This is a genomic window from Sagittula sp. NFXS13 (assembly GCF_040148795.1).
GTDB classification, from domain to species: Bacteria; Pseudomonadota; Alphaproteobacteria; order Rhodobacterales; family Rhodobacteraceae; genus Sagittula; species Sagittula marina.
In genome coordinates, this window is sequence record NZ_JAGEMH010000001.1 from 763,323 (window position 1) to 785,994 (window position 22,672).

At 60.2% G+C, this 22,672-nt stretch carries 23 protein-coding genes; 9 read left to right on the forward strand and 14 right to left on the reverse strand.

Annotated elements, in window-relative coordinates; genetic code table 11:
• Window positions 1–429: 429 nt before the first annotated feature.
• The gene (locus J4E08_RS03625) at window positions 430–1,296 is read left to right on the forward strand and encodes a glycosyltransferase family 2 protein (protein ID WP_349537320.1); all 867 of its coding nucleotides are present in this window, start codon (window positions 430–432) and stop codon (window positions 1,294–1,296) included.
• A 1-nt stretch (window position 1,297) separates the two neighbouring features.
• Here J4E08_RS03625 and J4E08_RS03630 read toward each other — a convergent pair whose 3' ends face one another.
• Window positions 1,298–2,512: an NADP-dependent isocitrate dehydrogenase gene (locus tag J4E08_RS03630; RefSeq protein WP_349537321.1), complete on the reverse strand. Its 1,215-nt coding sequence runs from the start codon at window positions 2,510–2,512 to the stop codon at window positions 1,298–1,300.
• A 503-nt stretch (window positions 2,513–3,015) separates the two neighbouring features.
• Between J4E08_RS03630 and J4E08_RS03635 the strand changes: the two genes are divergently transcribed.
• Window positions 3,016–4,440: a methyl-accepting chemotaxis protein gene (locus J4E08_RS03635; RefSeq protein WP_349537322.1), complete on the forward strand. Its 1,425-nt coding sequence runs from the start codon at window positions 3,016–3,018 to the stop codon at window positions 4,438–4,440.
• A gap of 7 nt (window positions 4,441–4,447) precedes the next feature.
• On the opposite strand, the gene J4E08_RS03640 is transcribed toward J4E08_RS03635, so the two are convergent.
• The 4 genes from J4E08_RS03640 to J4E08_RS03655 all read right to left on the reverse strand — a co-directional run bounded on the left by J4E08_RS03640 (window position 4,448) and on the right by J4E08_RS03655 (window position 8,294).
• Window positions 4,448–5,683, reverse strand: a complete 1,236-nt coding sequence (locus J4E08_RS03640; protein ID WP_349537323.1) for a multidrug effflux MFS transporter — start codon at window positions 5,681–5,683, stop codon at window positions 4,448–4,450.
• A 21-nt stretch (window positions 5,684–5,704) separates the two neighbouring features.
• Complete coding sequence (locus tag J4E08_RS03645) at window positions 5,705–6,067, reverse strand: potassium channel family protein (protein WP_183964692.1); 363 nt, start codon at window positions 6,065–6,067, stop codon at window positions 5,705–5,707.
• On the reverse strand, window positions 6,064–6,708 hold the full coding sequence (locus tag J4E08_RS03650) for a DsbA family oxidoreductase (protein WP_349537324.1): 645 nt from the start codon (window positions 6,706–6,708) through the stop codon (window positions 6,064–6,066). The genes J4E08_RS03645 and J4E08_RS03650 overlap by 4 nt, the downstream gene beginning before the upstream one ends.
• A 74-nt stretch (window positions 6,709–6,782) precedes the next feature.
• Complete coding sequence (locus tag J4E08_RS03655; protein ID WP_349537325.1) at window positions 6,783–8,294, reverse strand: class I adenylate-forming enzyme family protein; 1,512 nt, start codon at window positions 8,292–8,294, stop codon at window positions 6,783–6,785.
• A gap of 67 nt (window positions 8,295–8,361) precedes the next feature.
• On the opposite strand from J4E08_RS03655, the gene J4E08_RS03660 reads away from it, so the two are divergent.
• On the forward strand, window positions 8,362–8,991 hold the full coding sequence (locus J4E08_RS03660; protein WP_349537326.1) for a helix-turn-helix domain-containing protein: 630 nt from the start codon (window positions 8,362–8,364) through the stop codon (window positions 8,989–8,991).
• A gap of 77 nt (window positions 8,992–9,068) precedes the next feature.
• Entirely contained in the window at window positions 9,069–9,842 is a 774-nt protein-coding gene (locus J4E08_RS03665; RefSeq protein ID WP_349537327.1) for a ZIP family metal transporter, read from the forward strand.
• A gap of 11 nt (window positions 9,843–9,853) precedes the next feature.
• On the opposite strand, the gene J4E08_RS03670 is transcribed toward J4E08_RS03665, so the two are convergent.
• The 7 genes from J4E08_RS03670 to J4E08_RS03700 form a co-directional block, all read right to left on the reverse strand.
• The gene (locus J4E08_RS03670) at window positions 9,854–10,318 is read right to left on the reverse strand and encodes an NUDIX hydrolase (RefSeq protein WP_349537328.1); all 465 of its coding nucleotides are present in this window, start codon (window positions 10,316–10,318) and stop codon (window positions 9,854–9,856) included.
• Between the two features lie 165 nt (window positions 10,319–10,483).
• The gene (locus J4E08_RS03675) at window positions 10,484–11,776 is read right to left on the reverse strand and encodes a branched-chain amino acid ABC transporter permease (protein ID WP_349537329.1); all 1,293 of its coding nucleotides are present in this window, start codon (window positions 11,774–11,776) and stop codon (window positions 10,484–10,486) included.
• Window positions 11,773–12,783, reverse strand: coding sequence for a branched-chain amino acid ABC transporter permease (locus J4E08_RS03680; RefSeq protein WP_349537330.1), 1,011 nt, complete (start codon window positions 12,781–12,783; stop codon window positions 11,773–11,775). Before J4E08_RS03680 ends, J4E08_RS03675 begins: the two co-directional genes overlap by 4 nt.
• A gap of 71 nt (window positions 12,784–12,854) precedes the next feature.
• Window positions 12,855–13,280, reverse strand: a complete 426-nt coding sequence (locus J4E08_RS03685) for a hypothetical protein (RefSeq protein WP_349537331.1) — start codon at window positions 13,278–13,280, stop codon at window positions 12,855–12,857.
• 1 nt (window position 13,281) lies between these two features.
• Window positions 13,282–14,115, reverse strand: a complete 834-nt coding sequence (locus tag J4E08_RS03690) for an ABC transporter ATP-binding protein (protein ID WP_183964709.1) — start codon at window positions 14,113–14,115, stop codon at window positions 13,282–13,284.
• Entirely contained in the window at window positions 14,112–14,891 is a 780-nt protein-coding gene (locus J4E08_RS03695) for an ABC transporter ATP-binding protein (RefSeq protein WP_349537332.1), read from the reverse strand. The genes J4E08_RS03690 and J4E08_RS03695 overlap by 4 nt, the downstream gene beginning before the upstream one ends.
• 97 nt (window positions 14,892–14,988) lie before the next feature.
• A complete protein-coding gene (locus J4E08_RS03700) occupies window positions 14,989–16,176 on the reverse strand; it encodes an ABC transporter substrate-binding protein (RefSeq protein WP_349537333.1) in 1,188 nt (395 codons plus the stop codon).
• Window positions 16,177–16,354: 178 nt separating this feature from the next.
• On the opposite strand from J4E08_RS03700, the gene J4E08_RS03705 reads away from it, so the two are divergent.
• Window positions 16,355–16,570 carry a hypothetical protein gene (locus J4E08_RS03705; protein ID WP_349537334.1) on the forward strand — a complete coding sequence of 72 codons (216 nt, stop codon included), beginning with the start codon at window positions 16,355–16,357 and terminating at the stop codon, window positions 16,568–16,570.
• Between the two features lie 240 nt (window positions 16,571–16,810).
• On the opposite strand, the gene J4E08_RS03710 is transcribed toward J4E08_RS03705, so the two are convergent.
• On the reverse strand, window positions 16,811–17,824 hold the full coding sequence (locus J4E08_RS03710; RefSeq protein WP_183964715.1) for a GlxA family transcriptional regulator: 1,014 nt from the start codon (window positions 17,822–17,824) through the stop codon (window positions 16,811–16,813).
• A gap of 203 nt (window positions 17,825–18,027) precedes the next feature.
• Here J4E08_RS03710 and J4E08_RS03715 point away from each other — a divergent pair, with 203 nt between their 5' ends.
• On the forward strand, window positions 18,028–19,398 hold the full coding sequence (locus J4E08_RS03715; RefSeq protein WP_183964718.1) for a class II 3-deoxy-7-phosphoheptulonate synthase: 1,371 nt from the start codon (window positions 18,028–18,030) through the stop codon (window positions 19,396–19,398).
• A gap of 172 nt (window positions 19,399–19,570) precedes the next feature.
• Here J4E08_RS03715 and J4E08_RS03720 read toward each other — a convergent pair whose 3' ends face one another.
• On the reverse strand, window positions 19,571–20,302 hold the full coding sequence (locus tag J4E08_RS03720) for a PAS domain-containing protein (RefSeq protein ID WP_349537335.1): 732 nt from the start codon (window positions 20,300–20,302) through the stop codon (window positions 19,571–19,573).
• A 235-nt stretch (window positions 20,303–20,537) separates the two neighbouring features.
• Between J4E08_RS03720 and J4E08_RS03725 the strand changes: the two genes are divergently transcribed.
• The 3 genes from J4E08_RS03725 to J4E08_RS03735 are packed head-to-tail and all read left to right on the forward strand — an operon-like array spanning window position 20,538 to window position 22,615.
• Window positions 20,538–21,443: a YicC/YloC family endoribonuclease gene (locus J4E08_RS03725; RefSeq protein WP_349537336.1), complete on the forward strand. Its 906-nt coding sequence runs from the start codon at window positions 20,538–20,540 to the stop codon at window positions 21,441–21,443.
• Window positions 21,444–21,446: 3 nt separating this feature from the next.
• Entirely contained in the window at window positions 21,447–22,097 is a 651-nt protein-coding gene (gmk, locus tag J4E08_RS03730) for a guanylate kinase (protein ID WP_183964724.1), read from the forward strand.
• Window positions 22,094–22,615: a gamma carbonic anhydrase family protein gene (locus tag J4E08_RS03735; protein WP_349537337.1), complete on the forward strand. Its 522-nt coding sequence runs from the start codon at window positions 22,094–22,096 to the stop codon at window positions 22,613–22,615. The genes gmk and J4E08_RS03735 overlap by 4 nt, the downstream gene beginning before the upstream one ends.
• Window positions 22,616–22,672: the final 57 nt, after the last annotated feature.

Genomic DNA, 22,672 nt, shown 5'->3' on the forward strand with positions numbered 1-22,672 from the left:
CGCCCCAACGCGATACCCCGGTGGGGGGGGTGGGCGTAGGGAACCGTGTCCCCGGGACCCGGCGCTTCGGTCGGGATGGGACCATATCCATCCGAACAAGGGGTCGGTGCGCTGACCCTAAGCGCGGGCAGGGCCGCAGGCAAAAACACTCGAGCGGTACAATCTTGAGCCCTGTCAGCGAAACTTCAAAGGGCCCCGTTCCGGGGTCCTTTTTTTGTTTTAAAACAGGGGCATGACAGCACTCCTTGAACTTTTTTAAGAAGGTGATGATGAGCGTTTGTCGTCGCGTTAATCCACATGGCTGTAAAGCGCAGGGAGCTGCGCTGCAGTGTAACCAATGTCCCGTGATTGGGAGCTAATTGCGCATCGGGCGGTTGTGCTGGGTGCTCCGCTCTGGAACAGTCAGCCCAATGGCATTTGAGGTCGTTCATGAAAATTGCTGCCTTGACGATGGTGTACCGCGACCACTGGGCGCTGTCGCGGTGGTATGCACATCACGCCGCGCAGTTCGGGGCGGAGAACCTGTTTATCGTGGCGCACGGCGCCGATCCGGAGATTGCGCGCCTGTGCCCCGGCGCCTCCGTCCTGACGATCCCGCGCGATGATCTGGCGCATTTCGATCGGGCCCGGGCGGAGATGCTGGACGGTTTCCACGCCGGTTTGTCCAAGGTCTATGATTGGGTCATCCGAACCGACGCGGATGAGCTTATTTGCGTGGACCCCGATCTGTGGCGTGATGTGCCACAGGTCTTGGCCGCACAGGACGTGCCAGTGGTCACTGCGCTTGGTTTTGACCTGGTCGAGCAGCCTGGCGATGCGCCGATGCATTCCGAGCCTGTCTTTGCGCAACGCACAGCTCTGGCTTTCTCTGGGCATTATTCCAAAGCGATTGCGGCCAGACGGGCGATCCCGTTTCATCTTCATGGGGTGAAGGTTGCGCAGCGTCGACTGGCAGGGTTTCCCTTTCGGATGCCGCGCGGCCTGTACCTTGCGCATCTGAAATATGCCAACGGGGCTGCTTTGCGCGATGCGATAGGGGTCCGCATGGCGGTTGCACAGGGTGATGCGGCCGGGCTGCCCGGTGTCGGCTGGTCAGAAGCCGATGCAGATGCCGATCGGTTTCACATGAGCTTTGCCGAGAAGGCCGTGGTCAACTGGGACAAGGCCGAGGCGCGCGCTCATGCAAAGTTGTCCGTCAACCCAGCGAGGGTGGAACGTTACAGTCTCGTGAAAACGCGGGCACTCAAATTCGATATCCGAACAGAGCTGCCCGCGCGATTTGCACAGCAAGGGTAGGTTAGCCTTTCAGCGCCTTGTTGAGGTTTTCGTCTATCTTTTCGAGGAAACCCATGGTCGTCATCCAGCCTTGGTCAGGGCCGACCAACAAAGCAAGATCCTTGGTCATATAGCCGGATTCCACTGTGTCGATGATCACGCGTTCCAGCGTTTCCGCAAATTCGAGCAGGGCAGCGTTGTCATCCAGCTTCGCGCGATGCTTTAGCCCGCCGGTCCAAGCGTAAATGGATGCAATGGAATTCGTGGACGTGGACTCACCTTTTTGGTGCTGGCGGTAGTGGCGGGTAACGGTGCCGTGGGCGGCTTCGGCTTCCACAATTTGGCCATCGGGGGTCATAAGTTGCGACGCCATCATGCCCAGTGACCCGAACCCCTGGGCCACGGTATCGGACTGCACATCGCCATCGTAGTTCTTGCAGGCCCAAACGAATTTTCCGTTCCATTTGAGCGCGCAGGCGACCATGTCGTCGATCAGACGGTGCTCGTACCAGATGCGGGCTGCCTTGAACTTATCTGCGAACTCCGCCTCGTAAATCTCTGAAAACAAATCTTTAAAGCGACCATCGTAAGCTTTGAGGATTGTGTTTTTGGTTGACAGGTAGACGGGCCAGCCGACGTTCAGACCGTAGTTGAAGGACGCACGGGCGAAATCGCGGATCGACTCGTCCTGGTTGTACATACCCATATACACCCCGGCGTCTGGCGCGTCGTAAACGTCTCGTTCGATCACCTCGCCATTGGTGCCTTCCCACTTCATCGTCAGCTTTCCGGCGGACGGAAAATGAAAATCTGTGGCTTTGTACTGATCGCCAAAGGCGTGACGTCCGACGACGATGGGATTGGTCCAGCCCGGTACGAGACGGGGCACGTTGCGGCAGATGATCGGCTTGCGGAACACCACGCCGCCTAGAATGTTGCGGATTGTGCCGTTGGGCGATTTCCACATCTTTTTGAGACCGAACTCTTCGACCCGCTGTTCGTCCGGCGTGATCGTTGCGCATTTAACCGCAACACCCACTTCTTTTGTCTTTTCAGCGGCGTCCACCGTGATCTGGTCGTTTGTGCGATCCCGCTCTTCGATCCCGAGATCGTAATAAAGCAAATCCAGATCCAAATAGGGCAGGATCAGTTTTTCCTTGATGAAGGCCCAGATGATGCGGGTCATCTCGTCTCCGTCCATCTCGACGATTGGGTTGTCGACCTTGATCCGGGTCATGGGAAATCCCTCTTTGAGTGTGAGTCGTTGCCTGAGTTCTAACGTATGAAGTGTTAAACAGAAACATGGTACACCAATGTATACTGTAAAATCCCATTGAGCGCCTTGGAATGCGGCGAATTTTGTCGAACTGGGGTGGTTTGACCGCTGAAAAACTGCGCATTCCAGATGGGGCTGAAGATAATAGTAACCGTTGAGGCGGTATCGGTGAGAGTATGACACGCTCACCACCCTCAGCTTCTATCAACACGGTCACGCGCCGTCGGATTCTGCGTCTCAACATGTTTGGTCGGCTTACGAATTTGCATTGCAATTGTGTTTCAATATCTGCCCACCGGTGGAGGGTTCCCCCTCGTAATCTTGATGTCTTGGCGTTCTAAGCCGCTTTGAAAGTCGCGCTGGCGGGTTTTGACGGATCCTTGCGAGAATCCATCCCGCGCAACCGTGGTGCGTGGTTTCGGTAGAGGTTGAGCGTTGTATGCAAATTTGTGAAGGAGCCTGATATGTTCGACCTTCAGGACGAAGAAAATGCAAATCGCATAAGGCGCTTGGTCCGTGCGGTGTCTCTGCTGTTGCTGCCTCTGGCACCCTTGGCAAGTGTTTTGACACAGGCTGACGTTTCTTTAACGGTCGTTGCTGCTTCGACTTTAGGGTTTGTGCTGGTGCTCAGCTTTCGGATGACCAGCGTGTTGTCCGAATATGTATTGGCTGGCGCGTTGATGGGGCAAGCGGTCCTGTTGGTGGCCGTTTTCGCCGGGCACCCATGGGAATCGGACATTCACATGCTCTTTTTCGTGCTGCTGGCCATGATTGCGCTCGGAGGGCGGGCCGGTCCCGTGATCTTTGCCGCCGCGGTCGTGATAGCGCACGACCTCTCTCTGGAGATCGCATTGCCCGCCCTTGAACTTGGAAGTGTCCCATTGGGCATGGAATTGTTGCGTGCGGCTTTGCATGTGGGCATGATTTTGCTTGAAACGTCCATTTTGGTCATTGCGGTTCGAAACCATCGCCACGAGCAAGCAGTGGCGGACGCCGCGCTCCGGGAGGCCGAACTTCGCACGCGCGCGGCGGAGGCTGCGAGGTCGGAGGTGCAGACAGTTCGCGCCCGCACGGGGATCGTGTTGAGAGGGATGCAGAGTGCCTTCGCTCAGTTGAGGGCAAAGCCCGCGCCGGACCCGGTCCAAGCGCCTTCCGTGGCAGATGAAGCCAATCTTACGGATGAATTGGACCTGACGATCACAGGCTTGCGACAGGCTTTTCGCGATATGTCGGAGGTGATTTCAGCGTTTTCATCGGACTCTCTTGGGGCGCAGCCAGCATTCGAGGAACTGCAAAGGATGAGCGCCATGCATGCCGATGTGGTTGCCCAGATGTCCATTGCAACCCGGGAAATCGCCGCGGATATGGCGGTTTGCATGTCAGCGGCGGAAAACCTGACACCCAGGCAAATGGACGCGCGCGGTCCGTGTCCCATGGACGAATGTTCCCGTCAGATCATCCGGATCTCGGAACTGATACAGGACATTTCCCTGCAGGCGGACATGCTGGCGCTGATCACCGAGGCGGAAGCAAAGCAAGCCAGTGGCGCACAGAACGCACAGATCGCGCGCATCGCAGGCGAAGCGCGTGGCCTGTACCGCACCACGGCGGAGGCCGCGCTGAGCATTCAGAACATCATCGGACGCGCCGCGCGGTTTGCCATGACACACACTGAGATGACAGAGGCGTTGCGGACAATCTTGTCAAACATCGTGAACCTAAGCGAAACCACGCGCGCGTTGACCGCTTCGCTGGAGGTGCAGGGTGAGGGGGGCAAGCAGCTGAAGACCAAGACCGCTGCGGCGGATGCGCTGAACTGGGATGTTTTTCAGGAACAGAATGGCGATGCAACGCTGCGTGGTGGACTTCGCTCTGTCGCGTTGCACTAGGCCGCTGTCAGCTGTCCTCCGGCAAGCGCATCATGAGGGTCAAGCCAAGGCCGGAGAAGCAGATACAGCCAAGCATAAGCGGAAATGGCGTGCCATTGAACGCCAACCCGACCGGGACTGCCAACAGCACGGCAAAGGTCGTCGCTCCGGCGCTGATGACGGAGGCCGCGGTGCCGGCGATATGTCCCATAGGTTCCAATGCCAAGGCGTTCAGATTGCCGATGCCCAGACTGGCCTGAAAGAACTGCGCCTGTTGCCAGATAAGCAAGATCACCAGCTGCGCGACAGGCCCGGGGGACATGTTCAGGGCCACAAGCGCCCCAATCGTCACCGCGATGTAACCGGTGAACATCGCCTTCACCAGGCGCCGCATTCCCAATCGCATGACCAGCCGCGCGTTCAAATAACTTGAGGAGGCCGTGACGATAGCCGTCAGGCCGAACCAGGCAGGAAAGGAATCAGCACGATCCATCCAAACGTCGTAGATCGACTGAATGGAAGAAATCGTTGCAAACAGACCGGCAAACACCAGCGAGAGGGTAAGGATCGCAAGACGGACCTGCTGATGCCGCAGAACCTCCAGCACCGCCGCCTTCAATGTGGCAAAGCGGAACGGGCGACGGCGGTCGAGCGGCAGCGTCTCCGGAACGCGCAGCAGGAACCACGCCGTGCTTGCAATACCAAAAATCGCAAAGGCGAGAAAAATCGCATGCCAATCCGCCACACGCAGAATCTGCGCGCCCATAAGCGGGGCCAATGCGGGGATGATCGCAAAGACCATCATGACAAAGGACACGATCTGTGCCATGCCGCGCCCCGAATAGAGGTCCCGGATCACGGCCATCACCACAACGCGCGGCCCAGAAGCGCCCACCCCCTGCACCAACCGTGTGACCAGCAACCATGTCATGTTCTGCGAAAGCGTCGCGGCCAGCGCGGCCACGATATACAAAACTACACCACACAGGATGATGCTGCGCCGTCCGAAACGGTCAGACAGCGGCCCGGTAAAAAACGTGCCAATTCCCATGCCAAGCACAAAGCTCGTGATGACCAGCTGCGCAGCATTCGGGTTGGCGGAGGCAAGGTCGGCGGCAATGGCGGGCAGGGCGGGCATCATCGAGTCGATGGAAAACGCCACGAGTGCCGTCAGCAGCCCCATGAGCGCGATGAATTCGCGGCGACCAGGCAGCTTGTGCCTGGACAGCGGCGCCGCTTGGGGCGCTTCAGTGGGATGGGTCATGTCGCTGTCTCTTGGATGCTGTCAGGGCTTGCGGTCTTGCGTATGAGGCGGGTCATCCTCATTGGCGGCGGCGTGATCTGCCGATCCAAGCCGCGCGATCAGCCATTCGGTGTGCTCTTCGCGTTTGCGCATGGCGTATTGACCGAACTGTTGCACCGCGACCGCAAAAATCCCGAGACCGACCAGGATGAACACCGTTGTTCCGATGCGGCCAATCGCGGTTTGCGGAACCAGTTCGCCGTAGCCGACGGTGGACAGCGTCACCACTGTGAAAAAATAGCTGTCAATCCACGACCAACCTTCGACATGGCGAAAGAAGATGGTGCCGATCAGGATAATCCCGACCAGAGTACCAAGCAGAGTTATCACACGCAGGCGATTCATGCCTGCGCGGCAGCCCCGCTGCGCAATTCCTTGATCACGCTGTCCCACAACTCGGGCGGCTGCGCTCCGGGCACTGCGTGCTGGCTGGCCACGACGAATGTCGGGACGGATGTCACGCCCATGCCGCGCGCCGCCGCATCGCGTTCCACCATCTCGCGCTGGTCCGCATCAGAGGACAGCAGCCGCAGAACCAGGCTGGCGTCCATGCCGTAGCTGTCGGCAATATCCGCCAGAACCTCGTGCTCGCCGATATCACGTCCGTCCACGAAATTTGCTTTGAACAGCGCGGAGACGATGGGCGTCTGGCATCCTTCGACCTCGGCCCAGTGGATCAGGCGGTGTGCGTCGACGGTGTTTGGTGTCTTTTCTATCTTGTCGAGGTTGAGCGTCAGCCCGGCCTTTTCGGCCTGTTCATGAACGGCCGTGTAGGCTTTTACCGCCTTGTCCTTGCCGCCGAATTTCTCCTCCAGATAGCTGCGCCGATCCATACCACTCTTGGGCATCGTCGGGTTCAGCATGAAGGGCAACCAGCGGATGCGGAAAGGATGGCCGGGGTTTGCTTCCAACGCTGTGTCAAGGTTGGCCTTGCCGATATAGCACCAGGGGCAGATCGGGTCGGAGAAGATATCGAGTTGTGTCATGTCGCCTCCCGGCGTGGTTTTGGCGGGCTGTGGCGCGTTTCATAGCATCGGCGCGCAATTTGTGCCACTGCGGATCAAATCGCGTGATCTCGCAGCGCCTTGCGGATCAGTTTGCCGTTCGGGTTGCGCGGCAGGGCGTCGACGCGCACCCAGGCGCGCGGCTGCTTGTAATTGGCGAGCCGCGCGGCGGCCTCGGTTTTCAAGGCGTCGTCGTCAAGCGCGGTTTCGGCGGTGTAAAACGCCACGATGATCCGCACGTCGTCCTTGATCTGAACATCCGTCACGGCGAGGTCCGTGACACCTGACAGTGACGCGAGTGCGCCCTCAACCTCCAACGGGGAGACACGGTAGCCGCCAGCGTTCATCATGTCGTCGTCGCGTCCTGCGTAGGTGATTTGCCCGCTTGCATCCATCGAGGCCATGTCGCCGGTCAAGTACCAGTCGCCGTTGAACTTTTCAGCCGTGGCCTCTGGTGCGCCGAGGTACTCCAGCATCAGGCCCGGATCGCGACGGTCGATGGCGATGACACCGGGAGTGTTCATCGGCACGGGGTGATTGTCGGGGCCGAGGATCGCCACACGGCGGCCAACCTGTGGCCGTCCCAAGGTGCCGGCGACTGGGGGCGAGACCGGCGCGTTGGAAATGAAGGTGGAGCATTCGGACATGCCGTAGGCCTCGAATACCTCTGTGCCGGTGGCGTTGCGCCAGCCCTCGCGGATGGTTTCGGACAGTTTTTCCCCGGCGGAGAGCCCGTGCCGCAACTTGGGCATTGGCGGAAGGGGAAACTTGAGAATCTGTCGGTAAACGCCTGGAGCAGCGGCGAAAATCGTAGCATCGTTGCGCTTCATCAGCAGTGGGATCTGCGCAGGCTCGGTGCCTGCAGCTGGGATCAGCGCCGTGGCACCTGCGGTCCATGGGTCCATCAGACCGGTGCCCAGCGTGTAGGTCCAGTTGAAGGCGCCCGCGTGCAACAGGCGGTCCTCCCGTCGCAATCCGTACCAGCCGTCCACCATCATCTGTCGCGCCCAGATTGCCCGATGTGCGTGTGCCACGGCACGCGGTGTGCCTGAGGTACCGGAGGTGTAGACGATGTAGGCCATGCGCTCCGGATCGCCCATCTCGAAGTCCGCAGGCGACAGATCGTGCCATCCTTGGTAGGTCGTGGGGCCGTAGACAGGGACATCGGTCTGCGGGCAGGCAACACCTTCTGCCCGCAAAATGGCGCGCGGGGCCAACTGCGTTATCATGCTGGCGACTTCTGGTGCGGTCAGCTGAGAGGACGAGGGCACCGGCACGACACCTGCCGTGATCGCCCCGAGATAGGCAATGGGGAAATCGACCGTATTGCCCAGGCGCATCAGCACCACGTCACCGGGGGTCAGACCTGCCTGCAACAAACCTGTGGCCGTGCCACGGATGGCGGCGATAAGACGCCCGTAGGACCATCGTTGCGCGCCCGTTGGTTTGACCACCGACAGGGCGACCTTGTCCGGAGTGGCGCTGCCGGCGCGCAGCACGTGCTCGGCCAGATTGAATGGCGCGGGGCAGGGCGCGAAGGCGCCTTCGTCGAAGATCGAAACTGTCATGTATGATGGAGTATTCAAGGCCACGCATGCTTGCAAGGGGCTGGGACCGCTCCTATAAGCGTGCGCCATGGCCATCGATCCCAAAGACAACACCGCCCTGATCCGCCTTGCGCGCGAAAGCGGCGAAGACGTGCAGGCAGAACCGCTCGACCTTGGTTTGCGGGTCCGTGAGCTGCGCAAGGACAAGGACTGGACGCTGGAACAGGCGGCGCGCAAGGCCGGTCTGGCGCGGTCCACCTTGTCGAAGATCGAAAACGGCCAGATGAGCCCGACCTATGACGCGCTCAAAAAGCTGGCCGTGGGCTTGGAAATTTCTGTGCCGCAACTGTTCACGCCGCCGCAACAGGCGCAGGTGAACGGTCGCATGGCGGTAACGCGCGTGGGCGAGGGCAAGCGGCAGGCCACCGTGACCTACGAACACGATCTGCTGGCCGAGACCCTGACCCGCAAAAAGATGCTGCCCTATCGCGCCACCGTCCGGGCGCGCAAAATGGAAGAGTTCGAAGGCTGGGTCCGCCATGACGGCGAGGAATTTCTGTATGTACTGACCGGCGTGGTGCGGCTCTACACCGAATTTTACGAGCCAATCGAAATGAAGCGCGGCGACAGCGCCTATTATGACGCGACAATGGGGCACAATGTGGTCTCCGTCTCGTCCGAGGATGCCACGATCCTTTGGGTGACGTCGCTCAGCTGAACGCTGGCCCTTGACTTGGGGGCGAAGTGATTGATCTTGTTGCGCGACCCCGGCACTCCGCCGGTGCTGGAGACACTATGACCCCTCTCATGACCGCCTTTCTGGGCGGGTCCGTTGCCGCCATCGCCACCACCGCTGGCGCCTTCCCAGCCGTGATCGGGCGCCGGATGAGCCGGGGCACCTCGGACATGATGCTGGGCTTTGCCGCTGGGGTAATGTTGTCGGCGGCTTATTTCTCGCTGATCCTGCCGGGGCTGGAGCGCGCCGAGATGCAGACCGGATCGGTCTGGTGGGCGGCGGCCATTGCGGCGGCGGGGATCTGCATGGGGGCGGGCTTTGTCTGGCTGCTGAATGCCAAGATCCCGCACGAGCATTTCAAATCCGGACCCGAAGGCGGCGCGGATCAGGCCACCGTGGCCCGCATATGGCTGTTTGTCATAGCGATTTCGATCCATAATCTTCCAGAGGGGCTGTCGATCGGCGTGGCCTTTGGCGTGGATCAGGCCAACGGTTTGTCGGTGATGACAGGGATCTCACTGCAGGATATTCCGGAAGGGCTGGCCGTGGCAGTGGCGCTGATGGGCTTAGGCTATTCCCGCTGGACGGCGCTGGGGGTCACAGCGCTGACCGGGGCCATAGAGATCGTCGGTGCTGTTCTGGGGGCGGCGGCCGTGTCTGTGTCGGCGGCGTTGCTGCCCTGGGGGCTGACCTTTGCCGCCGGGGCCATGCTCTTCATCATCAGCCATGAGATCGTACCGGAAACACACCGTCACGGCCATCAGGACAAGGCGACGCTGGGGTTCATCGTCGGTCTGGTGCTGATGATGTTTCTCGATGTGACGCTGGGGTGAGGGCGGCCAGCCTAAAGGGTGCTGGCCAGAGCGGCCCCCTGTTGGGCGATGAACGCGACATCGCGGCTCAGACTTAGGGGGCCGTTTTCCAGCCCGACTATCGCAACCCATTTGGCGTCCAGCGCATCGTCGTTCGCCACCGGCTGACCGGACACCCATGTGCAGAGAACAGCAATCAGCACGTAGTGATAGCGAAGGGCCCCCGTTGCATCATGGTCAAAGGCATCAAGGGCGGTGATGACCTGCTGCGCTTTGGCTAGTATGCCGGTTTCCTCTCGCAGCTCTCGCAGGGCGGCACATGTGATCTCTTCACCGAGGTCAACCTTGCCGCCGGGAAAGCCCCATAAACCAGCATCCGGCGGGTTTGCCCGGCGCACCAGCAGGACATCTTGGTCTTTGACCACCACTGCAATCACTGCGACGGTCGGGCGGGCTGGTGGATGGGCTGCGGCCTGTGCGTTTTTGTCGTCGGTCATGAAGGTCCCCTCGGATATAGCGCCTTGAAACAGCTGCGCGGCCGAGCCTCTGCCGCGCATGCGGAGCTTTCAGGCTGATAAGACAACAGGCCCTCGATGGTAAACCGAGGGCCTGTTGATATTCTGGCATGGTTGCGCGCGGATAATTCCTTGCGCGGCGCCGCGTCAGCGCTCCGGCAGCAGGCCCCTTGGCGAGAACCTGAGCACCAGCAACAAGATCACGCCCATGGTCAGTAGGCGCATGTGCTGGACCGACTCCAACAGATGCATCTTGAGCGCAGAGCCATCAGGCAGGGCGCTTGTGGCCCAGACCATCAGCTCCGGTCCCACCGTTTCGACCTGAATCCACAGGAACCAGATCAGCATACCGCCAAGGATTGCGCCGAAGTTGTTGCCGGAACCACCGACAATCACCATCACCCAGATCAGGAAGGTGTAGCGCAGTGGTTGATAGGCTGTCGGCTGCAGCAGGCCATCCAACGTGGTCATCATGGCACCGGCGATGCCGCAAATGGCAGAGCCGAGGATGAAGACCTGCAAGTGACGAAACGTGACGTCCTTGCCCATGGCGCGGGCGGAGGTTTCGTTGTCGCGGATTGCGCGCATCATGCGGCCCCACGGGCTGTTGAGCGCCAATTGCGCCAGCACCAGCAGGATCACGAGAACCACGGCGAACATCCCCACGTAGCCAAGCTTGACGTAGAGGGTAGAGGCGCTCGTCGGGTCTAGGCCCCAATTCGCCGCGCGGTCGATGAAGGCAGGATCGCTTTGCAGATCAATCTCATAGGGCATGGGGCGCGGCAGCCCGTTCACGTTTTTCACGCCACGGGTCAGCCATTCCTCGTTCTTCATCACCGCGATGATGATCTCGGAAATGCCAAGCGTCGCAATCGCCAGGTAGTCGGATCGCAGGCCCAGCGCGGTCTTGCCGATGATCCACGCTGCGCCAGCGGCCAGCAGGCCACCCACGGGCCACGCCAGCACCACCGGCAGGCCGAGGCCGCCGAGGTAGCCGGTTGCGGCCGGGTTCACTGCCTCGATCGCGTTGACCGCGTCGTCGCGGACCCATCGATACAACACGAACCCCGCTACCAGCAGCGCCACCAGCATCAGCGCGCTGCGGGTGCGTTTGTAGACGACGACGCTGGCCGCCACGACGACGGCCCCGATCACCAGTGCCAGAAGTGCCCGGACGCCACCTGCGGACCAAGCCTCTGGCACCGGTTGCACAGAGGTCAGCACCACGGCCATGCCACCGAGTGCGACAAAGCCCATGACACCGACGTTGAACAGCCCGGCGATGCCCCATTGCAGGTTCACGCCCAGCGCCATGATCGCGCTGACCAAACCCATGGCCACCAATTTCAGCGCATAATCCCAGCTTTGGAAAAGGCCGGTCATGAGGATCAGCACGCCCACCAGCGCAAACAGCGCATAGGTTTTCACTGTCTGGTTCATACGGATTTCCCCTTGAACAGGCCGGTCGGGCGGAACAGCAGAACCACCACAAGGATCATGAAGCTGACGGCAAATTTGTATTCCGTGGCAAGCAGTTGCACGAGACCGGAGGGCTCCAGCGCCTCCGGCATGGCGTAGCCCAGGACCTTTTTCCACGCGTAGGTCAGGCCCACCTCGGAGAAGGCGATGACAAAGCCGCCCGCGATGGCACCCAGAGGATTGCCCAGACCGCCCACGATGGCAGCGGCAAAGATCGGCAGCAGCAACTGGAAATAGGTGAACGGCTTATAGCTTTTGTCCAGACCGTAGAGCACACCTGCAATGGTGATCAGCCCGGCGACGATCAGCCATGTCACCATGACCACACGCTCGGGGTTGATGCCGGACAGCAGCGCCAGATCCTCGTTGTCGGAATAGGCGCGCATGGATTTGCCCGTGCGCGTGCGGTTGAGAAACCAGAACAGGGCCACCACGACAATGATCGCGGTGATCACGGTGATCGCCTGTGTCGTTTTCAGGCCCAGACCTTCGGCCAGCCCGGTGGAGCGTTTGAAATCACCCGCCGAAATGATGAAGCGTTCGCCATCATCAAACCGGATATCATCGGTTCCAAGGATGATCCGCGTCACACCGTTATACACGAACATCACACCGATGGAGACCATGACAAAGATGATCGGCTTGGCTTTTTGCGCGCGGTAGAACCTGTAGACCACCCGGTCGGTGGCCAGCACCATCAGCGCTGTGCCCGCGATGCCGAATGGGATCGCAAGCAGGGCCGTCGGCAGCGGGCCAAGGCTGATGCCCCAAGACTGAAACAGCCAGGTGAACAGGATCGTCACCATCGTGCCAAAGGCCATGGTGTCGCCGTGGGCAAAATTGGAAAACCGCAGGATGCCGTAGATCATGGTGACCCCCAGCGCGCCCAGCGCAAGCTGACTGCCATAGGTCATGGCCGGGATCAGCACGAAATTCGTCAGCGCCACGATGGCGTTCACAAAATCCATCTATCTCTCCTCGCTGGCTGTCACGAACCGAAAACGCGCGGTCGGGCCAGTCTTGTTATCGAAAATATCTGTCATGGTTGCGGCGCACAGCTGCCAAGGTAGGACACCATCATCGGCCCATCCGCGTCGTGCACCGTAAACCGGGCTGTCCCGTCGGCATTGGTTGTCACCATGTGACGCCCGCCGTCGACACTGCCAGCCAAAGCCAGTGCGCCGTTTGATCGATTGCCCATCAGCGGCACGTCTGCTGCCTCACTTCGCATCCGAACATCCACCAGCAGATTTACATCCTCAAATCCGCTGGCCTGTCCCTCCAGCGTCACGGAAAAGCGCGTGTCCTGACAGGGCTCGGCCTCGTAGCATTCGGTGACGAAATCGCAGTTCAGAACAATGGGCTGATGTATCGGGGCATCAGAGAGACTCATCTTGTCGGCATGGGCCGGAAGCGCCGCCCCTAACATCGCACAGACCAGCGGCGGCTTGATCGAAACACCCATTCTAGCCCCCAAGGAAAGATTGGCGCACTTCCGGGTTTGCGAGCAATTCCTTGCCACTCCCGGTGTGGGCATTGGCACCCTGGACAAGAACATACCCCTTGTCAGCGATCTCCAGCGCCTGACGGGCGTTTTGTTCCACCATCAGGATGGAGATCCCGCTGCGGGCCACTTCGATGATGCGGTCAAACAGCTCGTCCATCACGATGGGCGAGACACCCGCCGTCGGCTCATCCAGCATCAGGACCTTGGGCTGCGTCATCAGGGCGCGTCCCACGGCCACCTGCTGACGTTGCCCACCTGACAGCTCACCCGCAGGCTGGCGCCGCTTGTCACGCAGGATGGGAAACAGGGTGTAGACCTGCTCCATCGTCTGCTGCATGTCGTCCTCGCGGATGAAGGCCCCCATTTCAAGGTTTTCTTCGACGCTCATGGAGGTGAAGATATTGTTGGTCTGCGGCACAAAGCCCATGCCATGCTTCACACGGTCCTGAGGGGTCAGCTGAGTGATGTCCGCGCCATCCAGACGAACCGCCCCGGATCTGACGTCGAGCATCCCGAACACAGCCTTCATCGCGGTGGATTTGCCCGCGCCATTGGGACCGACGATCACGGCGATCTCGCCACGATCCACGGCGATGGTGCAATCGTGCAGAATGTCAGGCCCTTTGCCGTAGCCGCCGGTCATGCTGTCGCCGATCAGGAACGGGCCACCTGAGCCTTCGATCACCGGGCCGGACCGCCGCGTGGGATCGACCGAGCCGCCAGCGCCGGGCTTCGTGATGGATGCATCGTGGTTGCCTCGATCATCCTGATAGGGATTGCCGCCACCGCTCATCCAACCTGTTCCTTGTTTTTCAGGCCGGTGCCAAGATAGGCCTCGATCACCTGTTCGTTGGCCTTGATCTCGGCCAATGTTCCTTCGGCCAGCTTCTTGCCCTCGGCCATGACGATGACCGGGTCGCAGATGCGGCCGATGAAATCCATATCGTGTTCGATCACGCAGAAGGTGTAACCGCGCTCGGTGTTCAGGCGTACGATCGTATCGGCGATGGTGTTGAGCAACGTGCGGTTCACGCCGGCCCCGACCTCATCCAGAAACACGATCTTGGCATCCACCATCATGGTGCGCCCCAGCTCCAGAAGCTTTTTCTGGCCGCCGGAAATCGCGCCCGCGGGATGGTCCGCCAGATGGGAAATCGTCAGGAAGTCGAGAACCTCATCGGCCTTGGCCTTCAGCGCGCGTTCTTCTTCGGCGATGCGTTTACGCCCGAACCATGTGCTCCAGAGAGTTTCGCCGCTCTGCGCCCCCGGAACCATCATCAGGTTCTCGCAGCAGGACATGGAGCTGAACTCATGCGCAATTTGAAACGTCCGCAGCAATCCCTTGTGGAACAGCTCATGTGGCGGCAGGCCGGTGATGTCCTCACCATCCATCACAACGCGGCCAGAGGTCGGCTGCAATGCACCCGCAATCACATTGAACAGCGTGGTCTTGCCCGCCCCATTCGGGCCAACCAGCCCGGTGATCGAGCCTTTTGCAATCTCCAGCGATGCACCGTCCACAGCGCGAAATGACCCGAAGTGGCGGTGCAGGTTCTCTACCTTGATCAAGGAGTGTCTCCCTTAGGGATCGCGCGCACACGCGTCCCGCATACAAAAAGAGGCGGCCCGGACAGGGTGTCCGGATCGCCCCACCAATCAGGTCAAATTACTTGAATTCGACGGTCTCGGTTGCGCCATCGACGACGTTATAGTGACGGTAGGAGCCCGCCGCTTCGCCACCACCGATGAATTCCACGCCGGATGCGCCGACATAGTCGATGTCGCCACCCTCTGCGAGGATCTCAAGCGCCTTGCCCAGCTCGCCCGGCAGGATCGGCTCACCCGGTGCGTTGGCCACGTCCATGATGTTGGCTGCAACCGCCTCGGAGGAGACCTCGCCGCCCTTCATCATCGCCAGCGCGATCAGCGCCGCCGCGTCATAGCTTTCGCGGGTGTAGGAGGAAGAGGCGTCAAAGCCCGCGCCCTCGGTGATCGCCGCAAAGGCATCCGCGCCTTCGCCCTCGGCCCAGGGGATCGTGCCGTAGGAGCCTTCGAGCGCGTCGGAGAGTTCCGAGAACAGCGTATCGCCATACATTCCGTCGCCCATGACATAGGTGTCAAACGCGCCAGTGTCGTAAGACGCCTGGATCATGCCTTTGCCGCCTTGGTCGGTGTAGCCCAGCACCACCAGTGCTTCGCCACCGGCAGAGGCCAGCGCGCCGATTTCGGCAGAGTAGTCGGCCTTGCCGTCGTCATGCGGCGAGGACAGGGTGATCGTGCCGTCGAAGTTTTCAGCGAATGCGTCGGCGAAACCCTTACCGTAGTCGTTGTTGGTGTAGGTCACCGCGACTTCGGTGATGCCTTTCTCGGCGAGTATCTCGGCCAGAACGGCGCCCTGACGGGCATCAGACGGCGCGGTGCGGAAGAACATGCCGTTGTCTTCTGCGTCAGAAAGGGCGGGCGAGGTGGCCGACGGCGAGATCATCGGAATGCCATTCGGCACAGCCACGTTGGACAGAACCGCGCCGGTCACGCCGGAGCAATCCGCGCCCATCAGGGCCACGATGCCGTCGGAGGTGATCATACGCTCGGCGGCAGCGGTCGCAGCGGCCGGATCGACGCAGGTCGAATCAGCGCGCACCGGCACAAGCGTGACGCCGCTGAGGAACTGGCCGGAGTCGTTGACTTCGGTCAAAGCCAGCTCGGCGCTGTCCGCCATCATCGGCGTGATGGATTCGATCGGCCCGGTAAAGCCCAGCATAATGCCGATTTTCGCCTCGGAGGCGTGGCTTTCTGCATGTGCTGCACCTGCTGCAAGCGCAGCTGCGGAAACCGCAAGCATCATTTTTTTCATGTCTCAACTCCCTGTGTTGGAACGATGTGTTCTGCGCGGAGGCTAGTTTCGGTTTTATCAAAAGAAAAGCCCCCGGTGATGGGTCGCGCCGCGTTAAACGTTGCTTGCAACGGTTTTCTATCGACCAAGGACGACGCTTTGGACGTGACAACGTTGCAAAATATTCGACACTCGCGCGATGGCGACCGCAGACCTGTTCCTGCTGGCTGGGCCGCCAGTGTCGCAAGCCGTGCAGATCCGCGCCAGAGAGCTGGAATTGATGTTTTGCGCCAAGTGCTTGCGTACTTTGGGTAGCGTTGGCACACCACACGACGTGCCGATTGAACCGACCAATCGGGGCGTGCGCGTGCTGACCGTGGGCAACGGCATCGCGTTGCCCACGCGGGGGCAGTAGCGCAATATCGTAGCCGGAGGGCTGGGCGGTTTGCCGAATGTGCCTGTGCCCGGTGACTTTACGGAAAGGCGCGAAATTATTCCAAACTGCGACAAGACACTATATCGAGTCGCAGGCACAGATATTCGTCGGGCCGAGTGAGAGGGCGTGTGCGTCATCTGCGCAAGGAGCCGAGAGACATGCTACTCAGGGCGGTCTGCTATGGGCGAATGCGTCGGGGCACTGCACCCCGGCCGCCCCTCAGACCGACAGCTTTGATGTCGCTTGCGTCCCACGTTCCCGGTAGGGTGTGGTTTCATAATGCGAGCGGTAGCATTTTGAAAAATGCGACGGCGAGGCAAATCCACAGGCCAAGGCCACGTTGATCACGCTCATATCGGTCTGCATCAGCAGGTTACGTGCCTTTTGCAACCGCAATTCCATATAGTATCGCTTTGGCGACCGGGTCAGATAGCGCCGAAACAATCGCTCCAATTGGCGCGTGGACATGCCCACCTGTTTCGCAAGAAGCGCGGGGCTGATCGGCTCTTCGATATTGGCTTCCATCATTTGAATGACCTGGCTCAGCTTTGGATGGCGGACACCGATGCGGGTCGGAACAGACAGACGCTGGGTGTCCTGATCCGTCCTGATCGAGGAGTAGATCTGCTGATCGGCGACAGCGCTTGCCAGTTCATCGCCGTGATCGCGGGCAATGATCCGCAGGAACAGGTCGATGGAAGATGTTCCGCCCGCCGTGGTCATACGGTTGCCGTCGAGGGTGAACACGGACTTGGTGAGGATCACATCCTCGAATTCTTCAGCAAAACTGTCCTGGTTCTCCCAATGGATGGTGGCGCGCTTGCCGTCCATCAGGCCTGCGCGTGCCAACGAATAGGCCGCTGTGCACAACCCCCCCACGGCAAGCCCACGCCGCGCCTCGCGCCGGAGCCAGTTCAGCAGCTTCTTGCTTGTGGCGTCCTGCACATTTGCTCCGCCACACAAAACCAGAACGTCGTCACGGTGCAGCTCTTCGAGATCGCCGTCCAATTGAAACATGGTTCCGGTTGAGCAGTTCACCGTGTCACCGCCTTCGCCAACCACGCGCCACTCATAAAGCTTGCGGTTAGACATTCGGTTCGCAAGCCTCAGACAATCGAGCGCCCCGGCGAAAGATAGAAGCGTAAAGTCCTTCAAAAGAACGAAGATAACCCGTTTGGGCTTGGCTGGCACAGTGTCGAGTTCGACAATTTGGCGCTGGCTCGGGGGCAGCATGAGGGCCTCGTTCGCAAAAGTGAGTGAAGCAGGTGAAACGTTAACAAAACGCTACGCCCAAAAAAGTATCGGGTCACAAGGACAGAGAGTCGTTTTCCCGTCAAGATATCTTACGAAAAACACGGGTTTTCAGCCTGAGAATGCTCAAGTATAAGCCACGGACTGTTTTGTTACCGTCGACATTGCTAAACCGGAGAGATCAGATGACCGAGTGGCAGAAATCGAACTGGCGCGACCTTCCGCGGGTTCAGATGCCCGAATATACGGACGCAGCCGCCCTGAAGACCGTCGAGGCGCAGCTGTCCAAGTATCCGCCGCTGGTCTTTGCCGGGGAAGCGCGCCGTCTGAAGGACCAACTGGGCGCGGCGGGCCGTGGTGAGGCGTTCCTGCTCCAAGGCGGCGATTGCGCCGAGAGCTTCGATCAGTTCAGCGCCGATGCGATCCGCGACACCTTCAAGGTGATGTTGCAGATGGCGATGGTGCTGACCTACGGCGCGAAGGTGCCCGTGGTCAAAGTCGGTCGTATGGCCGGGCAGTTCGCCAAGCCACGCTCTGCGCCGACCGAGACGATTGATGGTCTGGAGCTGCCCAGCTACCGTGGCGACATCATCAACGAACTGGCGTTCACGCCCGAGGCGCGGATTCCCGACCCCAAGAAGATGCTGCACGCCTACACTCAGGCCGCTGCGACGTTGAACCTGCTGCGCGCCTTTTCGACCGGTGGCTACGCGGACGTGCATCAGGTGCACCAGTGGACGCTGGGATTCACCGAAGGGGAAAAAGCCGCGAAATACCGCGAGATGGCGCAGCGCATCACCGATACACTCGACTTCATCAAGGCGGCAGGTGTGACAGGCGACCAGGCGCATTCGCTGCAGTCGGTTGATTTCTTCACCTCTCACGAGGCGCTTTTGCTGGAATACGAAGAAGCCCTGACGCGGATGGATTCCACATCCGGGAAATGGCTTGCCGGTTCTGGGCACATGGTCTGGATCGGTGATCGCACGCGTCAGCCTGACGGGGCCCATGTGGAATTCTGTAGCGGTGTGCAAAACCCGGTGGGTCTGAAGTGTGGTCCGACGACGACTGCCGACGACCTCAAGGTCCTGATGCGAAAGCTCAACCCGAAGAACGAGGAGGGCAAGCTCACCCTTATCGCGCGTTTCGGCGCCGGCAAGGTGGCAGAGCATCTTCCGCGCCTCATCAAGGCGGTTCAGGAAGAGGGCGCCAAGGTCACTTGGGTCTGCGATCCGATGCATGGCAACACGATCAAATCGGCAACGGGGTACAAAACGCGTCCGTTCGACAACGTCCTGCGCGAAGTGCGCGAGTTCTTTGGCGTGCACGACGCGGAGGGCACCGTCCCAGGCGGCGTGCATTTCGAGATGACTGGGCTTGACGTTACCGAATGTACCGGCGGCGTGCGTGCCGTGACTGACGAGGATCTGTCTGACCGTTACCACACGGCCTGCGACCCGCGTCTGAACGCCTCCCAGTCCTTGGAGCTTGCCTTTTTGGTGGCCGAAGAGCTGTCGACGCGCCGCGAAAACGCAAAGGCCGTTGCACACGGTTAAGGTTCTCTCAAGATTTGTGAAAGGCCGGTCCTGTTGGACCGGCCTTTCGCGTTTTATCGGCGGGTCCGTCTAGGTGGGCGTTCCTTTTCATGCAGCGCTTTCAGAAAGGAAAAGGCCGTCCCCCACAAAGAGAAACGGCCTGCATCACATGCTCGAAAGGCTTGGTTGTGTCCTAGCCGTTATCCACCACCAGCTTCAAATGATGGCGCTCGGTCTCTTTGCGGATAGTATCAGAGCCACTGCCAGCGATCGACTTCGGACGGAACGGCGCGCGGTCTTCGCTCAGACTATGCACGGGCTGCTTGTCGCTCAGGTCCAGCGTCTTACGCTCTTTGATAACGCCGGTGCCGTTATTGTTCTCCAGCGCCGGGATGATCTCGACCCGCTCCACCTTGAACCGGCGGGGCGTACGACCGATCCGGCCGTGGGAGACCAGCGCACCAACGCCACGTGTCAGATCACCAAAGTCGGAACGCAGCGGCAGCAGGATCAGAGAGGCCGTGATGTCCGGCTTGCCAAAGCCGCCTTCGGCCCTCAGCTCCATCCTGACGATGGCGGGATCTGCGAACAGCGCCGCGACCCCTTCGCCAAATTTCTCACGGTCGGACGGGGCGATCAGGGAGGACAGCGGCATACCGGCGACCTGCATTCCCATCAATTCGTTAAGATGCGTTCCCGCCACGCGGACCTTTGCCATCGTGGGCGCGATACGCTCCATCAAGAAGGCATTTTCCAGCGCCTGCTCCATGCCGCGCGGATCAATCTGACTGCGCAGAGGGACGGCTGTGCCGTCGCAAAGCCCACGCCAGTAGGCCTCTACCTGCCGCAGGGGCGCCTCGCGACGCGATTTTTCCCGCTCGGTCATGGATACGATACCTTGTCCGTTCTCACCTTTACCAAACATGCTTTCCGCTCCTTATCTTGTCGGATGCGGCGTGACGGGCCCCCGGCCACCATGCCTGCATTGTAACCCTTATTGTGAAAACATTACTAGCAGAGCCGTGTCCTAATTTCGCCCCAATTCTGGCTCAAGGGTTAATGCCCCGCAAAAGCAGCACCGGCGAGGCGGTCCGACCTTGGGGATGGGCCTCCGGAGACTTGCTTAATTTGGGCGCAGCCGATACCCGAATGAGCATGTTATGAAGGAGACTTCCATGCGCCAATCCATGACCGGTTTCGCCAGTGCGCAAGGTTCGGGTTTGGGCCTGTCGTGGCAATGGGAACTGCGCGGCGTCAATGGCAAGGGGCTGGACGTGCGGTTGCGGCTGCCTGACTGGGTCGATGGCCTCGAGCCTTTGGTGCGTGCTGAAACCACTAAGTCCCTGACACGCGGGAATATTCAGATAGGATTAAAGCTGACCTCCGACGGGGCCGAGGGCACCGTCCGGATTGATGAGGGGCAGCTTTCAGCCGTCCTGCAGGCCATGACCCGAATCGAAGAAGAGGCAATGCAGCGGGGCCTGTCCCTTGCTCCGTCGACGGCGGCCGATGTTGTCGCGTTGCGCGGAATGTTGACCACCGAAGCAGCCGACGTGGACCAGGACGATCTTCGTAAACGGCTGATGGAGGATTTCCACAGCGCACTGAAGAGTTTCATCGAGATGCGGCTGGCCGAAGGTGCCGCTTTGAGTGACATTCTGAACCGTCAGCTGACAGGTATTGAGGCGCTTGTGGGGCAGGCGGCTGCCGCAATCGCCGCGCGTTCTGGCGCGCAAGCGGAACGGATGCGTGGCCAGTTGGCCCGTGTCATGGAGAACATCGACGGGATCGAAGAGGCGCGCATCGCGCAGGAACTGGCTATGATCGCAGTGAAATCCGATGTGACAGAAGAGATTGACCGCCTTACCGCCCATTTCGCCGCAGCGCGCGGCCTGCTAGCCCAGACCGGGCCTGTGGGCCGAAAGCTCGACTTCCTGTGCCAGGAATTCAACCGTGAGGCCAATACACTGTGCGCGAAGTCCGGCGATGCCGAGCTGACCAGAATCGGCCTCGACCTCAAGACGCTCATCGATCAGATGCGCGAGCAGATACAGAACGTGGAGTAACCCATGCCCGATACGAGCCGCCGCGGCCTCTTGATCATTCTATCCTCGCCTTCGGGCGCAGGGAAATCGACGCTGGCGAAACGGCTGCGCGCCTGGGATCCATCGGTGATTTTCTCGGTCTCCGCCACCACCCGAGAGCCGCGCCCCGGCGAGGTCGATGGCGAGGATTATCATTTCATGACCGACCAGGCGTTCAAAAAGGCGGTCGGCAATGGAGAGATGCTGGAACACGCCCATGTGTTCGGCAACTTCTATGGCTCGCCCAAGGGGCCGGTTCGCGATGCGATCATCTCGGGCAAGGACGTTTTGTTCGACATTGACTGGCAGGGCGCGCAGCAGATGACCAACTCAGAACTGGCGCTGCATACGTTGTCTATCTTCCTTCTCCCGCCGTCGATCGCTGAGCTGAAGCGTCGGCTGGAGGCCCGTGGCCAGGACGGCGTAGACGTGATCACCAAACGGATGCAGAAAAGCTGGGATGAAATATCCCACTGGGGGTCCTATGACTTCGTTTTGGTGAACGACGATCTGGACACCACGGAAGAACGCCTGAAAAGTATCATTACCGCCACGCGTTTGCGCCGCACGCAGCAGCCTGAACTGCTCGATCATGTGCGCGGACTACAAGCGGAATTCGAGGAGAGTGGAGAATGACCATATACGCGCTCGACGGCCACACGCCGCGCATTCACGAATCCGCCTGGGTCGCACCGGACGCCAATCTCATCGGTCGGATCGTGTTGTCCGAGACGTCTTCGGTCTGGTTCGGCTGCACATTGCGAGGCGACAATGAGGAAATTCGCGTCGGGATCGGGTCGAACATTCAGGAAAACGTCGTCTGCCATACGGATATGGGCTATCCGCTGACAATCGGCGAGGGCTGCACCATCGGTCACAAGGCGATGCTGCACGGCTGTACCATTGGCGCGAATGTTTTGATCGGAATGGGGGCAACGGTGCTGAACGGGGCCGTTATTGAACGCAACTGCCTGATTGGCGCAGGCGCACTGATAACCGAAGGCATGCACGTGCCCGAAGGCAGCCTCGTGCTTGGCATGCCCGGCAAAGTGGTGCGCGATCTGACCCCCGAACAGATTGACGGTTTGCGCAAGTCTGCCGAATCCTACCAGCGTAACGCGCGGCGCTACGCCTCTGGCCTTACGGAGATCTGAAGCGCTGAAACGCCAGTGCGGGCGTTTTGTACACGGTTCCAACCCTTTCGAAACTGA